Source organism: Saccharothrix tamanrassetensis, assembly GCF_014203665.1.
GTDB lineage: Bacteria > Actinomycetota > Actinomycetes > Mycobacteriales > Pseudonocardiaceae > Actinosynnema > Actinosynnema tamanrassetense.
In genome coordinates this window covers 821,539-835,324 of sequence record NZ_JACHJN010000002.1, presented here as the reverse complement: position 1 = coordinate 835,324, position 13,786 = coordinate 821,539, and the positions used below count along the sequence as shown (strand labels likewise).

At 71.1% G+C, this 13,786-nt stretch carries 14 protein-coding genes; 8 read left to right on the top strand and 6 right to left on the bottom strand.

Translation table 11 applies throughout. The features are described 5' to 3' along the window. Nucleotides 1–30 precede the first annotated feature (30 nt). Nucleotides 31–1,071 (bottom strand): ABC transporter ATP-binding protein, encoded by a 1,041-nt coding sequence (locus FHS29_RS08850; RefSeq protein WP_184689877.1) that lies wholly within the window; start codon nucleotides 1,069–1,071, stop codon nucleotides 31–33. Between the two features lie 104 nt (nucleotides 1,072–1,175). Between FHS29_RS08850 and FHS29_RS08845 the strand changes: the two genes are divergently transcribed. Beyond that, nucleotides 1,176–2,753 (top strand): bis-aminopropyl spermidine synthase family protein, encoded by a 1,578-nt coding sequence (locus FHS29_RS08845; RefSeq protein WP_184689875.1) that lies wholly within the window; start codon nucleotides 1,176–1,178, stop codon nucleotides 2,751–2,753. Nucleotides 2,754–2,927: 174 nt separating this feature from the next. On the opposite strand, the gene FHS29_RS08840 is transcribed toward FHS29_RS08845, so the two are convergent. Together FHS29_RS08840 and FHS29_RS08835 are read right to left on the bottom strand one after the other, a co-directional pair. Next, nucleotides 2,928–6,107 carry a sensor domain-containing protein gene (locus tag FHS29_RS08840; protein ID WP_184689873.1) on the bottom strand — a complete coding sequence of 1,060 codons (3,180 nt, stop codon included), beginning with the start codon at nucleotides 6,105–6,107 and terminating at the stop codon, nucleotides 2,928–2,930. A gap of 223 nt (nucleotides 6,108–6,330) precedes the next feature. After that, nucleotides 6,331–7,479 (bottom strand): NAD(P)-dependent malic enzyme, encoded by a 1,149-nt coding sequence (locus FHS29_RS08835; protein ID WP_184690119.1) that lies wholly within the window; start codon nucleotides 7,477–7,479, stop codon nucleotides 6,331–6,333. A gap of 370 nt (nucleotides 7,480–7,849) precedes the next feature. Between FHS29_RS08835 and FHS29_RS08830 the strand changes: the two genes are divergently transcribed. Beyond that, nucleotides 7,850–8,443: a dTDP-4-dehydrorhamnose 3,5-epimerase family protein gene (locus tag FHS29_RS08830; RefSeq protein WP_184689872.1), complete on the top strand. Its 594-nt coding sequence runs from the start codon at nucleotides 7,850–7,852 to the stop codon at nucleotides 8,441–8,443. Nucleotides 8,444–8,505: 62 nt separating this feature from the next. Here the strand turns inward: FHS29_RS08830 and FHS29_RS08825 are convergent, their stop codons facing one another. Further along, on the bottom strand, nucleotides 8,506–8,820 hold the full coding sequence (locus FHS29_RS08825) for a S24 family peptidase (protein WP_281391542.1): 315 nt from the start codon (nucleotides 8,818–8,820) through the stop codon (nucleotides 8,506–8,508). Nucleotides 8,821–8,898: 78 nt separating this feature from the next. On the opposite strand from FHS29_RS08825, the gene sodN reads away from it, so the two are divergent. Further along, nucleotides 8,899–9,312, top strand: coding sequence for a superoxide dismutase, Ni (gene sodN / locus FHS29_RS08820; RefSeq protein ID WP_184689870.1), 414 nt, complete (start codon nucleotides 8,899–8,901; stop codon nucleotides 9,310–9,312). A gap of 257 nt (nucleotides 9,313–9,569) precedes the next feature. Then, nucleotides 9,570–10,112 (top strand): hypothetical protein, encoded by a 543-nt coding sequence (locus FHS29_RS08815; RefSeq protein ID WP_184689868.1) that lies wholly within the window; start codon nucleotides 9,570–9,572, stop codon nucleotides 10,110–10,112. Nucleotides 10,113–10,167: 55 nt separating this feature from the next. Here the strand turns inward: FHS29_RS08815 and FHS29_RS08810 are convergent, their stop codons facing one another. Beyond that, a complete protein-coding gene (locus FHS29_RS08810; RefSeq protein WP_312864828.1) occupies nucleotides 10,168–11,031 on the bottom strand; it encodes an aminoglycoside phosphotransferase family protein in 864 nt (287 codons plus the stop codon). A 129-nt stretch (nucleotides 11,032–11,160) separates the two neighbouring features. On the opposite strand from FHS29_RS08810, the gene FHS29_RS08805 reads away from it, so the two are divergent. From FHS29_RS08805 to FHS29_RS08795, 3 genes are all read left to right on the top strand, one after another. Beyond that, nucleotides 11,161–11,763: a histidine phosphatase family protein gene (locus FHS29_RS08805; RefSeq protein WP_184689866.1), complete on the top strand. Its 603-nt coding sequence runs from the start codon at nucleotides 11,161–11,163 to the stop codon at nucleotides 11,761–11,763. Then, entirely contained in the window at nucleotides 11,756–12,244 is a 489-nt protein-coding gene (locus tag FHS29_RS08800) for a GNAT family N-acetyltransferase (protein ID WP_184689864.1), read from the top strand. Before FHS29_RS08805 ends, FHS29_RS08800 begins: the two co-directional genes overlap by 8 nt. A gap of 140 nt (nucleotides 12,245–12,384) precedes the next feature. Next, nucleotides 12,385–12,750 (top strand): DUF5684 domain-containing protein, encoded by a 366-nt coding sequence (locus FHS29_RS08795; RefSeq protein WP_312864827.1) that lies wholly within the window; start codon nucleotides 12,385–12,387, stop codon nucleotides 12,748–12,750. Here the strand turns inward: FHS29_RS08795 and FHS29_RS08790 are convergent. Further along, entirely contained in the window at nucleotides 12,726–13,247 is a 522-nt protein-coding gene (locus tag FHS29_RS08790; protein WP_184689862.1) for a hypothetical protein, read from the bottom strand. The genes FHS29_RS08795 and FHS29_RS08790 overlap by 25 nt on opposite strands. 67 nt (nucleotides 13,248–13,314) lie before the next feature. Between FHS29_RS08790 and FHS29_RS08785 the strand changes: the two genes are divergently transcribed. Further along, the gene (locus FHS29_RS08785) at nucleotides 13,315–13,755 is read left to right on the top strand and encodes a MarR family transcriptional regulator (protein WP_184689861.1); all 441 of its coding nucleotides are present in this window, start codon (nucleotides 13,315–13,317) and stop codon (nucleotides 13,753–13,755) included. Nucleotides 13,756–13,786: the final 31 nt, after the last annotated feature.

Genomic DNA, 13,786 nt, shown 5'->3' with positions numbered 1-13,786 from the left:
GTGCCCGCGTCGCCGAGGTACTTGGCTATGTCACCCACGGTGGCTCTCGATCACGTCCAGCACCTGGTGCGCCTCGACCACCCCGGCGAACCGCCCGTCGGTGTCCACCACCACGCCCAGGCCCGAGGGCGACGACAGCGCGGCGTCCAGCGCCCCGCGGATCGCACCGCCCTGCTCGTACAGCGAACCGCCCGGCACCACGGTGCCGTCCGGCCCGCTCCAGCCCTGCGGGCGTCGCTCGGCGTCCACCAGCAGCTGCCACCCACCGGACGCCGCGGGCGCCCGCACCGTCTCGGCGGGCAGCACCTCCACCCCCGAAGCGTCCACAAAGGACAGGCTGCGGTAGCCGCGGTCCTTGCCCACGAAGCTCGCCACGAAGTCGTCGGCGGGGCGGACCAGCAGCTCGGCGGGCGGCGCGTACTGGGCCAGGATGCCGCCCTCGCGGAACACCGCCACCTTCTCGCCGATGCGCACCGCCTCGTCGATGTCGTGCGTCACGAAGACGATCGTCTTGTCCAGTTCGGCCTGCAACCGCAGCAGCTCGTCCTGGAGCCCTTCCCGGACCACCGGGTCCACCGCGCTGAACGGCTCGTCCATCAGCAGCACCGGCGGGTCGGCGGCCAACGCGCGCGCCACGCCGACGCGCTGCTGCTGACCGCCGGAGAGCTGCACCGGGTACCGCTTGCCGAGTTCGGCGGGCAACCCCACCAGCTCCAGCAGCTCGGCCGCCCGCGACCGGGCCTTCGCCTTGGACCAGCCGGACAGCAGCGGCACGGTGGCCACGTTGTCCAGCACGGTGCGGTGCGGGAACAGGCCCGCCTGCTGGATCACGTAGCCGATGCCCAGCCGCAGCTTCGGCGGGTCCACGGTGAGCACGTCCTTGCCGTCCACCAGGACCGTGCCCTCGGTCGGGTCGATCATCCGGTTCACCATGCGCAGCGACGTCGTCTTGCCGCACCCGGACGGGCCGACGAAGACCGTGATCGTGCCCGCCTCGACCACCAGGTCCAGGCCGTTCACCGCGATCGTCCCGTCGTCGAACCGCTTGGTCACGCCGCGGAACTCGATCACCCGTGGTCCTCCCCGTCGGTGCGTTTCAGGCGTCGAACGACACTAGCCCGTTCGTCCGACCGTGGCACGGCGTTCCAGGATTCGGTCAGTAGGCTGCTTCGGTTGTGGCCACCGAACTAGTACGCGCGCTGCTGGAGTCCCACGGCGCGCACGCGCGCAAGCTCCGCCGCGTGCTGACCCTGCTGAGTGACGACTGGCACACACTGGCCGATCTGGTGCGACTGCCCGCGGTGCCCCGGCGGACGGTGCAGGACGTGCTGAAGGCGCTGGACGCGGACGTCGAGACGAACGGCGACCGGTTCCGGATCGTGCCGTCGCGGGTGCCGGCCTACGCCGAGTTCCGGGTGCCGGCGCACGCCGAGTCCCGGGTGCCGACCCACACCGGGCCCACCGCCGACGCAGACCTGGCGGACCCGCTGGACGCCCTGGTGTCGCGGAACACGACCCACCTCCGCTCGATCTCCGCCGACATCGCCTCGGTGCCGCCGCCACTGGCCGCCCTGGACCACGTGCAGGCCACCGCCGAGACGGCGCTGAAGCGGGCGCTGTGGCTGGACTCGCAGTACGACCTGGACGGGCGCGTCCTGCTGTGCCTGGGCGACCACGACCTGACGTCGCTCGCGGTGTGCGCGGTGAACCCTTCGGTGTCGGTCGTCGTGGTCGATGTGGACGATCGGCTCCTGGCCTACGTCGAGCAGCGCTCGGGTGGCCGGGTGCGGACGCTGCACGCGGACTTCCGCTTCGGGCTGCCGCCCACCGTGCTGGAGTCGGCGGACCTGGTGTTCAGCGACCCGCCCTACACGCCGGAGGGCATGGCGCTGTTCGCGGGCCGTGCCGTGGAGTGCCTGGCCGACCTCGGGCAGGGCCGGCTGCTGCTGGCCTACGGGTTCAGCGACCGCACCCCCGCGCTGGGCCTGAAGGTGCAGCAGGAGTTGCAGCGGCTGGGGCTGGTGTTCGAGGCGATCCTGCCCGCGTTCCACCGGTTCGACGGCGCGCAGGCCATCGGCAGCGCGGCCGACCTGTACGTGTGCCGCCCCACCACGCGGCGGTCCGTGACGCCCGGCCGGACCACGATCTACACGCACGGTCCGCAGTCCGTGGAGGCGACCGGGCCGGGGTCGAAGGCGTTGGAGGCACTGGTCGACCTCGCGCCGCGGCCGGAGTCCTCGCCGCCGCCCAAGCCGCGGGCGCCGGGGTGGGCGGACCCGATCGGGAGGGGTGCGGCGTCGCTGGCCGTGGACCTGTCCGGCGATCCGGGGCCGTGGCTGCTGCGCACCCTGCTGGCGTGCTCGCCGGGGCGGATGGCGGCCCTGGTGTCCAACAACCACCCGAACGTGTCGTCCGCGGCCGGGCAGGCCGAGTTGACCTCGCTGGTCGACACCCGGTTCGCGCTGCGGTTCCTGCGGTCCACTCCGGACGGCAAGCACTGCGTCGTGGTGGCGGACCAGGTGCTCGCCGGGACGCTGGACGCCGGCGGGCTGGCCGTGCGGGAGGTGTTGATGCGGGCGCACGGCAAGCTCGGCAACGTGTGGCGGGAAGCCCTGACCATCGTGCTGCGGATCACCAAGCGCGAGGCGCGGGAGCGGATCGGCGAGCACGACGACCTGGAGCACCGGCTGATCGACCTGCCCCGGCACCGGATCGCCGCGCTGCTGCCGCTGATCCGGGAGTCGGCCGGTTGAGCGGAACCCGCTCGCCGGGCCGCTCCCGGCGGTAGTTTTCGTCCGACTCGGAGGGGGCGCGCATGAAGACCCCGAACCCCGGTTACGGATTCGGTAACCGGTCAGTGGTAACCGATCAGTGATAACCGGTCACTGCCCACAGACCACCACTGCGAGACCACCACTCACCCCTCGTCACCCAGCGCGCGGGATGTGCAGCGGCCCCAGCGCGAGCACGGCCCGGAACTCCTTGGGCGGCACCGGACGGGAGAACAGCCAGCCCTGGTAGGCGTCCACGCCGACACCGCGCAGCACGTGGAACTGGGTGGCGGTCTCGACGCCTTCCGCCACGCACTTGCGGCCCATGGCGCGCGCCATGTCCACCACGGCCCGTGCCACCGCGAAGTCCGACGAGTCGTTGCCCACGCCGGACACGAACCGGCGGTCCACCTTGATGATCTGCGCGGGCAGGTCCTTCAGGCGCGCCAGCGACGAGTAGCCGGTGCCGAAGTCGTCCACCGCGAACCGGATGCCGCGCCCCACCAGCTCGTCCATCGACTGCCGCACCCGTGACGGCAGGTCGACCAGCGCGGTCTCCACCAGCTCCAGCACCACGCGGTCCCACGGGATGCCGGCCTCCGCGATCGCGTTCGCCACGATGTCCACGAACTCCGGGTCGCCCGGCACCAAGCCCGCCAGGTTCACCGCGACCGACACCGGCTGGTCGTTGGGCGCGGGCCAGGTCGCGGCCTCCTTCAGCGCGGTGCGCAGCACCCAGCGGTCCAGCTCGCGCAGCAGGTCGCCCTGCTCGGCGACGGGCAGGAAGATGTCCGGCGGCAGCAGGCCGCGGTCCGGGTGCGGCCAGCGGACCAGCGCCTCGGCGGTCTGCACCGCGCCGTCCACGCCCACCACGGGCTGGAAGTGCAGGGCCAGGCCGTCGTGCGCCAGCGCGTCCCGCAGCTGGCCCTCCAGGTGCACCTGGCGGTCGGCCGAGGCGATCAGCGCCGCGCTGGCCAGCGACACCCGGCCGGCACCGGCGCGCTTGGCCTCGAACATCGCGGCGTCGGCGAACCGCAGCAGGTCGTTGCCGGTCGCCCGGGAGCCGTTGGGCACCGCCGCGCCGATCGACGCGGACACCCGGACCAGCTGGCCGTGCACCGGAACGGCGGTGCGCAGCAGCCCGGCGACCTTGGTGGCCAACGCGTCCACGCCGCCCACCGTGTCGATGTTCTCGCAGATGATCACGTACTCGTCACCGGACAGCCGGGCGGCCGTGCAGCCGTCCGGCAGGCCGCCTTCCAGCCGCCGGGCCAGCGCCACCAGCAGCTCGTCGCCCGCGTCGTGGCCCAGCGAGTCGTTGACCCGCTTGAAGTTGTCGATGTCGCAGAACAGCACCGCGACCCGCGAGCGGTCCTCGGACTCCAGCAGGTGGGCCAGCATCTCCTTGACCAGCGCCCGGTTGGGCAGGCCGGTCAGCTCGTCGTGCGTGGCCTGGTGGCGCAGCGCCTCGGACGCGCGGCGGCGCTCGGTGATGTCCTGGAACACGGTCAGCCAGAACCGGCGGCCGTCGTCCTGCACGGACAGCGCGATGTGCAGCTCGCAGTAGACCCGCTCGCCGTCCGGCCGCACCAGGATCCGCTGCGGGACCTTGTGCACCCGGTCCGCGCCGAGCTGGGTCATCCGGCTCACCGAGTCGAGCCGGTTCGCCTTGTCGTCCGGGTGGGTCAGCTGGTCGGCGGTCATCCCGCGCAGCTTCTCCAGGTCCATGCCGAGCAGGTCGCACAGCGCGTCGTTGGCGTCCACCAGGCGTTCGGCCTCGTCGAACAGGCCGATGCCGACCGGCGTCAGCGACACCAGGTCGGCGAACCGCTGGCTGGACCGCTTCATCCGGGTCTCGGCGGCCCGCTGCTCGGTGATGTCCTGCGCGGTGCCCACCGCCAGCGGCCGGCCGTCCGGGTCCTTCACCACCACGCCGTGGCTGCGGAACACGCGGCTCTTGCCGTCCCGGCGCTGGATCCGGTACTCGCACTGCACCGGGACCTGGTCGACGGCGAGCTGCTGCCACAGGTCGTCCACCCAGCCCCGGTCCTCCGGGTGCACCAGGTCCAAGTAGGTCTGGTAGCGGGTGTGCTCGTCGCGCGGCACGCCGAACAGGTCGGCCAGCATGTCCGACCACACCACGTCGCCGGTCTGGAGGTTCCACTCCCACACGCCGAGCTGCGCCGCCCGCTGCGCGTCGGCCAGCCGCCGCCGGTCGTCGCGCAGCTGCCGCTCCAGCGCCCGCGCCTCGGTGACGTCCTGGATGGTGCCGTGGAAGCGGTGCAGCTTGCCGCGCTCGAACTCCGGGCGCACCCGGCAGACGTAGACGCGCTCGCCGAACTCGCTGCGCACCTCCGCCTCGAACGTCTCCTCCTCGGTGGCGTTCAGCAGCTGCCGGCGCAGCGACTCCAGCGCGGCGCGGTCGTCCGGGTGCACGCCGCACAACACGTCGGCGTTCGGCGCGATGCCCAGGTCGGCGTACATCTCCAGGAGCACCTCGCTGCGGTGCACCGCCTTGGTCGGCACCTCGTAGCTCCAGCTGCCGATGCGCGCGATGCGCTGCGCCTCCAGCAGCCGGCCGCGCTCGGTCTCCAGGGCCTGGTCCGAGCGCAGCTGCGCGGTGATGTCGCGGATGTAGCCGGTGATGAACTGGGTCCGGCCGTCCGCCCGGAGCTTGGCCTCGGCCACGCCCCGGATCCAGCGGAGTTCGCCGGTGGGCAGGATGATCCGGTAGACGATGTCGATCGGGTTGCCGTCGAGCGCGCGGTTGGCCCAGTAGCTGGCCACCATGTCGTAGTCGTCGGGGTGCACCACGTCCAGCACGGCCTGCGCGCCCGGCACCACCTCGCCCGGCCGCACGCCCATCATCTCGTAGTGCGACTCCGACCAGACCGTGACGCCGGTCGTCGGGTCGTACTCCCAGGAGCCGATCTGGGCGACCCGCTGCACGGTGCGCAGCCGGCGCTGTTCGTCGCGCAGGTCGTCGGCGGCCTTGGCCAGGTCGGACACGTCCACCAGCAGCACCGCGTGCAGCCCGGTGCCGGGCACCTGGTTGCGCGCCACGCGGACCGGCAGCAGACCGCCGTCGGCCTGGCGGAGCCGCAGGTCGGCGGGTTCACCGACGAGCAGGTCGCCTAACGCGCGGCCGACCAGCTCATCGGCGGAATGCGCTTTCGCGAGCGCCGCGACCGCGGCGTTCGCGCGCATCACGACGCCCTTGGGGTCGCACAGCAGCGAGGGGCCCTCGGATAGTGGGATGCCGTCGAGCGCGAGGGGTGTCCCCGTCGGGCGCGCAGCGTCGAGCAGCACTGGAGCGCGTCCAACCCGCTTGGGCACGGTCCCACCTTCCCGTGTTACGGCAGGGATGAACCGGCCCGACCGCACCCGAATACGGCGTCCCTCTCCACGGGCAATATTCACCCGAGGAGAGGGACCGTAGCGCTTCGGTGCGTCATCGCCCACCCCTCTTCGGGCTAACGAAACAAACCCGTTAGGGGATTCGCCAATCCGATGAGCCGAGGGGGCGGATGCGGCCGGAGCTCTCCCGACTCCGACGGGGTCAGGCTACTCCGTCCTGCCGAGCTGCCAAGGCCACGGCGGCGGCGACTTCGGGTCCGACCCGGGGATCCAGCGCGCTGGGCACGATCCGGTCCGCCGCGAGGTCGTCCGAGGCGACCGCGGCGATCGCGTCGGCGGCGGCCAGCTTCATGTTCTCCGTGATGCGCTTCGCGCCCGCGTCCAGCGCGCCGCGGAAGATGCCGGGGAACGCGAGGACGTTGTTGATCTGGTTGGGGAAGTCGCTGCGCCCGGTGGCCACGATCGCCGCGTGCCGGCCGGCCACCTCCGGGTGCACCTCGGGGTCCGGGTTGGACAGCGCGAACACGATCGAGTCGGCCGACATGCTCGCGATCAGCTCCTCCTCCACCTTCGAGGAGGACACGCCGACGAACACGTCCGCGCCCTTGAGCGCCTCGGCGATGCCGCCCCGCAGACCGCTCGCGTTCGTCACCTCGGCCAGCGCGGCCTTCACCGGGTTCAGCCCGTCCCGGCCCGCGAACACGATGCCGCGCGAGTCGACCACGGTGACCTCGCCGACACCGGCCGCGACCAGGATCTTCGCGCACGCCACACCGGCCGCGCCCGCACCGGAGACGACCACGCGCTGGCCGGCGATGTCCTTGCCCAGCACGGTGTTCGCGCCGCGCAGCGCGGCCAGCAGCACCACCGCGGTGCCGTGCTGGTCGTCGTGCATGACCGGCACGTCCAGCGCCTCGATCAGCCGCGCCTCCAGCTCGAAGCAGCGCGGGGCGGCGACGTCCTCCAGGTTCACCGCGCCGAACGACGGGCGCAGCCGGACCAGCGTCTCCACGATCTCGTCGACGTCGGTGGTGTCCAGCACCAGCGGGATGGAGTCCAGCCCGCCGAAGGTCTTGAACAGCGCGGCCTTGCCCTCCATGACCGGCAGCGACGCGCTCGCCCCGATGTCGCCCAGGCCGAGCACGGCGGTCCCGTCGCTGACCACCGCCACCAGCCGGTGCGCCCAGGTGTACTTGGCGGCGAGCGAGGGGTCTTCGGCGATGGCCCGGCTGACCCGCGCCACGCCCGGCGTGTACGCGATGGACAGCGCCCTCGGGTCGGCCAGCGAGGCGGTCGCACCCACGGCCAGCTTGCCGCCCTCGTGCGCGCGGAAGATCTCGTCGTCGGTCAGCTCGGTGGTCAAGGTTTGATCATTCCGGACGCGGTCGACGTGCGCTTGGTCATTCTGGGGGAGGTCGTTCAATGCGGTCACTTCGGGAGTCCCTCCTGCGGTGCGCGAATGCTCCGGCGCACCGGGACCGGCGTTGTCACGCGGGTCTGCGGGGCCTGTCAGCGGGCGTGCCGCGCGGTCTGCGCGACGGGCCCTGGGGGCGGTGCGGGCAAGCATGACAGCGTTCGTGATCGCTGTCTGCGGCGGGGATCACACACTTTTCCGCAGGTCAGAGCCGGTTTTCCAGAACGTACGTCCGGTTTTCTGCACCGACCGGTCGGTTTCCGCAGGCAGGATCGGTCAAGAGCGGGCGGGTTCTAAGGTGGGCGCCATGCAGGTACGTGAGCTGAAAATCCCCGGCACTTTCGAGTTCAGCCCTTCGGTGTTCCCCGACAGCCGAGGGCTGTTCGTGTCCCCGTTCCAGGAACACGCCTTCGTGGAAGCCGTGGGGCACGGGCTGCGGATCGCCCAGACCAACCACAGCGAGTCGAGACGCGGGGTGATCCGCGGGGTGCACTACGCGGAGGTGCCACCGGGCCAGTCGAAGTACGTGAACTGCCCGCGCGGGCGGCTGCTGGACGTGATGGTGGACATCCGGGTCGGGTCGCCGACGTTCGGCGTGTGGGACACGGTGGAGCTGTCGCCGTCGGCGTTCAACTCGGTCTACGTGCCCGAGGGCATCGGACACGCGCTGATGGCGCTGGAGGACGACACGGTCACCTCGTACCTGTGCTCGGAGGGCTACAACCCCAAGGCCGAACGCGCCCTGAACCCGCTGTCCATGGGCATCCCGTGGCCGACCGACGTGACCCCGTTGCTGTCGCCGAAGGACGAGGCGGCCCCGAGCCTGGACGAGGCCTTGGCGACCGGGCTGCTGCCGTCGTACGCCGAGTGCATGGCCTGGTACGCGAAGCTGCGCTCCTGACCGTTCCGCACTTCGCGCTTCGGCGGTCCTCGGCGCTTCGGCGTCTCCGGCGCTACGGCGGTTCAACGAAGGCGACGCGGGCGCGGCCAGAGGCGGAACCGGATCACGCCGAGCACCTCCGCCGCGCCCAACGTGCGCGAGTCCGTGGACGCGAACGGGTTGTCCCCCTCCACGTGCCAGCCCCCATCGACCTCCCGGACGGCCCGCTTCACCGACAACTGCCCGGGCCGGGCCTCCCACCGCACCAGCACGAGATCGTTCTCCCGTGCCGTCCTGGATCTCTCCACGGTCACCACGTCACCGGTCCTGAGGGTCGGGAACATCGACGGCCCGACCACCCGAACCAGCGGCAACGACTCGTCCCGCGAGGGTGCCAACGATCACCTCCACCTGCCCGCCCCGGGCCTCCGGAGTAGGGTTTCGCACGTCGGAGCATCCACTGTCAGGGAGGAACGATGCGACTTCTGTCGCGCATTCTCCGCCGCCCGCTTCCGGAGGCCACCGCGCACTGCGACCTCCCGTGCGGTGTTTACGATCCGGCTCAGGCCCGGATCGAGGCGGAGTCGGTCAAGGCGGTCCAGGAGAAGTACCAGGCCAACGAGGACCCGGAGTTCCGCGCGCGTGCCGTCCTGATCAAGGAGCAGCGCAGCGAGCTCGTCAAGCACCACCTGTGGGTGCTGTGGACCGACTACTTCAAGCCGCCGCACTTCGAGAAGTACCCCGAACTGCACGACCTGTTCAACCGCGCCACCAAGGCCGCCGGCGCCGCCGGCACCAAGGGTTCCATGGACCCGGCGAAGGGACAGGAACTGCTCGACCTGATCGCCCAGATCGACAAGATCTTCTGGGAGACCAAGGCCGCGGCCTGATCACCTGCTCCAACACGACGCTGACCAGCCGGAGATCCTCCGCTTGGTCAGCGTCGTTTTTCATTCCCTGTCGGCGGCGAACGCCCTTCGACGGCTTTCCGAGGACACCCGTCGTAGGCAACGCATCACCGGCTTGTGGACGGTGTCACCGAATCGGGCGGTCGCGGGGGGCGGCGGTTTTCGGGGGCAGCGGCGAGGCACCCACGAAGGGGAGGGTTCCGCCTCCGTCCAATCCAGTCGTCAGGGAGTGAGCAGTCATGCGTCGTGGTTCCATTGCCGGTGCGTTGGCCATCGGCTTGTCACTGGTAACCACTACCGCCATCGCCGTGCCGAGCGGCGCGGGCGCCGGGTCGCCGGCGTCGGTGGCGGCAGAACCCGAGTGGAAGGCGCTGTACGCCTCGTCCGATCGGGAGAAGTTCGAGAAGTTGCGGGTCGCGGTGTGCGCCAGTGCGATCGACCCGTTGAGCGGAAAGGTCACCCTCACCGCGGACGTCCTCCAACCGGACGAGAAGCCGACCGGGAACTGCGTGGTCGGCCCGGTCCCGAAGCTTCCCGCGTCGTCGGCCGATCCGGCTGTCGGACCCGCCGACCCGCCGGCGGACGAGGACTTCGGTGTGCAGGAACTGGGTCTGTACACACCGGCGGAGCTCAAGGAGATCGAGGAGACGCGCATGATGGGCTGCTGGCAGGCACAGCGCATCACGCTGTACATGAGCACGGGGAACATCGCGTTCATCGACTGCACCCAGCCGGTCGAGGGCGAGCACATCGACGTACCCATCGTCAGCGACGGCTCCTGACCTGAGCCAGCTTCGTCACCTGAGCCGGCCTCGTCACGAGACGACCGCCCGACCGCTACACCAACGTCAGCAACTCGTCGATCGCCTGTTCCGGGCCGCCCCACGTGAGGTGCCCGATGACGTAGAGAGGAGCGTTCACCCGACTCCACTCGAACAACCGGTCGGGGTCCAGGCCGTAGGCGGCGGCCACCTGGCGACACCGCACCCCGACCCCCTCTGCGCCCGCCGCCTCCACCACGTAGTCCATGGCGTCGAAGCACGGATCACCGACGCACGTCTTGGGGTCGATCGCCACCAGACCGCGCGCCCCGCCGTCGAGCACGTTGCCGGGGTGCAGGTCGCCGTGCAGCAGCACAACGGTCGTCTGCGTGTCCAGGAGTCGTTCGCAACGCTCGATCGCACGGTCCCAAGCGGCACGGTCCAGGTGGGCGGCGATCTTCGGTTCGGTGAGGCGCCGGCCGATCCGGGCGAAGGCCTCCTCCAAACGGCCGCGCAGGGTGCGTTCGAGGCCGGCGGGCGGCTCGACGCTGTGCAGGGCCGACATCAACCCGGCCCACTGCTCAGGCGTCGGCGTGGCCTCGGTGCCCGGCACCACCGCTTCCAGCACCACGGCGTCCCCGTCGTGCGCGAACACCCGCGGCACCCGGCCGGACGGGGCGAGGCTGCGCAGCATCTCCACCTGAGTTGCCAGGAACGGCGCGTCGGGGGTGAGCTTCAGGACTCCCGGCGTGCCGTCGGACGTGGTGCAGCGGATGGCGAGCGACGAGGCGCCGCCGTCGTAGGGCTCGCCGAGGGTGAGGTCCCAGCGGGCGGCCAGACGTGCGGCCAGCGCGGGGACGTCGGCACACCACGCAGCCACTTCCGGACCGAATCTGAGGGTGAGGCGGGCGGTGAGGGCGCGCAGCTCGTCGGGGGTCACGCGGTCAGTGTCGACGACGACGTGACGACCGCTCCAACCACTATGCCGACCGGTCCGGCCGGCGGGCTCCGCAGCAGGTGTGATCTTCGGCAACGGCACGCCCGCATCGCCGACACTAGGATCGGTCGGGTGACCTCCCACGTTTACCTGCTCCGCCACGGCCAGACCGAGTGGTCCGAGAGTGGCCGGCACACGGGGCGCTCGGACATCCCGCTGACCGACGAGGGTGTGCAGCAGGCCCGGCGGGCCGGGGCTGTGCTGGCCCGGTTGCGGGGTACGGACCGGCCCGCCGCGCTGGTGCTGAGCAGTCCTCGCCAACGGGCTTGGCGGACGGCCGAGCTGGCCGGGTTGGAGGCCGAGCCGACCGAGGAGCTGGCCGAGTGGGACTACGGCGACTACGAGGGCCTGACCACGCCGCACATCCGGGAGACCGTGCCCGGCTGGACGGTGTGGACCCACCCGGTGCCCGGCGGCGAGACCCACGACGACGTGCGCGAGCGGGCCGAGGCCGTGGTGGAGCGGGTCCGGAAGGCCCTGCTGGGCGGGGACGTGGTGCTGGTCGGGCACGGGCACTTCAGCCGGGTGCTGATCGCCACCTGGCTGGACCTGCCGCCGAAGGACGGGGTCCACTTCGGACTGGACCCGGCCGGGCTCGCGGTGCTCGGGGACGAGCGGGGCGATCCGCAGGTGCGCCGGCTCAACGTGCCCGCCTGGGAGGTCGACGTTGACTGACCACCGCATCCGCCGGGTCCGCGAGGAGGACGTGCCGGCGATCGTCGGGCTGGTGGAGGAGCTGGCCGAGTACGAGCGGGCGCGTGACGAGTGCCGGCTGACCGTCGAGCAGTTGCACGACGTGCTGTTCCGACCGTCCCCCGCGCTGTTCGGGCACGTGGCCGAAGTGGACGGTCGGGTGGTCGGGGTGGCGTTGTGGTTCCTCAACTTCTCCACCTGGCGCGGCACCCACGGCATCTACCTCGAAGACCTCTACGTCCAGCCGGACCAGCGCGGCAGCGGGTTGGGCCGGGCGCTGCTCCAAGCCCTCGCGCGGGAGTGCGTCGAGCGCGGTTACGCGCGGCTGGAGTGGTCCGTCCTGGACTGGAACGAGCCCGCCATCGGCTTCTACCGGTCGTTGGGGGCGATCCCGATGGACGAGTGGACTGTGTTCCGGCTCACCGACCAGGCCTTGGAGCTGGTCGGCAAAGTGGACGGTTGATCTCGAAAGGCTCACGAATCGGCGAAGAGACCACGACACTCGATCGGGTGTTGACAGTCTCACGCGCCGTGACCGGCTTCGGGATCCCGATGCGGGGCGACGAGCGCTCCGCCCCCGATGCCGGCCGGAAGGAAAGTCTCGTGAACCAGACGGACGCGTCGATCGGCATCATCCCGGCGATCATCGGATTGGTGATCGGCGTGCTGATGATCGCCGCGATGTGGAAGGTCTTCGCGAAGGCGGGCCGGCCCGGCTGGGCGGCGATCATCCCGTTCTACAACATCTACGTGCTGCTGAAGGTGGCGGGCCGGCCCGGCTGGTGGCTGGTCCTGTTCATCATCCCGGTGGTCAACCTGGTCGTCTCGATCATCGTCTCGCTGGACGTCGCGAAGTCGTTCGGCAAGAGCGGCGCGTTCGGCTTCTTCGGCCTGTGGCTGTTCGGGATCGTCGGCTACCCGGTCCTGGGCTTCGGCGACGCCCGCTACCAGGGCCCGGCGGCGGCCTGATCGTCGCGCCGGACCTCCCGCGACCCCGAGCGGGAGGTCCGGCGCACCAGGCCGACCCACCACACGAACGTGAACGCGATCACCGTCGGGTTCTTCACGAACAGCAGCACCGCCAGGTAGGTCTGCCGGGACGCCGCCGGCAGCAGGCCGCCGACCACGGTCTCCAGCACCACGTCGAACAGCAGGAACGCCACCGACAGCAGCACGCCCTGGAACACCAGGCTGGGCCAGTGCGCCGAGGCGAACCCGGTGAAGTTCCGCCACGACAACCGCTCGCCGCGCAGCGCGAGCCACGCGATCACCGCCACCAGGGCCACCCGCGCCGCCATCACGACCACTTCGGACGCGAGCGCGAGCCCGTCCGGGATGCCCCAGTTCACCGTGACGAGCCGTTGCACGGACGGGATCAGCGACAGCCCGACGATCACCGGCAGGTGGCGCAGGTAGAACCGCCACGCCCAGCGCGGCACCTCCAGCGCGAGCTTCCACTCCGACACTGAACTCTCCCCTCGTCAATATTTTAGTTCAGTGTACTGAAATATCTGGCGCGTTAAAGTGCTCGGCATGAGCGATCTGGGGCGTGAGCTGAGCACCGCCGTGGTCGCGTACCACGAGGCGGTGGGGGCGCACCTCGGGGTCACTGCCGTCGACCAGCGGGCACTGGCCTTGATCGGTCGGCACGGCCCGCTGAGCGCAGGTGACCTGGCCAAGCGCATCGGCCTGACACCCGGTGCGGTCACCGGCGTGATCGACCGGTTGGAACGCGCGGGGCTCGCCCGCCGCGACCCCGACCCGGAGGACCGCAGGCGGGTGGTGGTCACCGCGATCGGTGACGGGTTCGGGCGGGTGTTCGCCGGCCTGAGCGCGGCGATGGGTGAGCTGACCTCGCGCTACTCGCCCGAGCAGCAGGAGGTCATCGCGGACTGGGTGACCCGCGCGATCGACGTGCTCAGGGAGCAGACGCGGCGGCTGACGGAGGGTTCGGAGTCGCCTGGGACGCGGTGACGGACAGCCGGGATAACGGACGACGCGGTTA

Excerpts from the sequence above, each read along its gene's own strand:
- FHS29_RS08815 (WP_184689868.1), top strand. The coding sequence starts at position 9,570 with ATGCGTCGTGGTTCCATTGCCGGTGCGTTGGCCATCGGCTTGTCACTG.
- FHS29_RS08785 (WP_184689861.1), top strand. The coding sequence starts at position 13,315 with ATGAGCGATCTGGGGCGTGAGCTGAGCACCGCCGTGGTCGCGTACCAC.
- sodN (WP_184689870.1), top strand. The coding sequence starts at position 8,899 with ATGCGACTTCTGTCGCGCATTCTCCGCCGCCCGCTTCCGGAGGCCACC.
- FHS29_RS08830 (WP_184689872.1), top strand. The coding sequence starts at position 7,850 with ATGCAGGTACGTGAGCTGAAAATCCCCGGCACTTTCGAGTTCAGCCCT.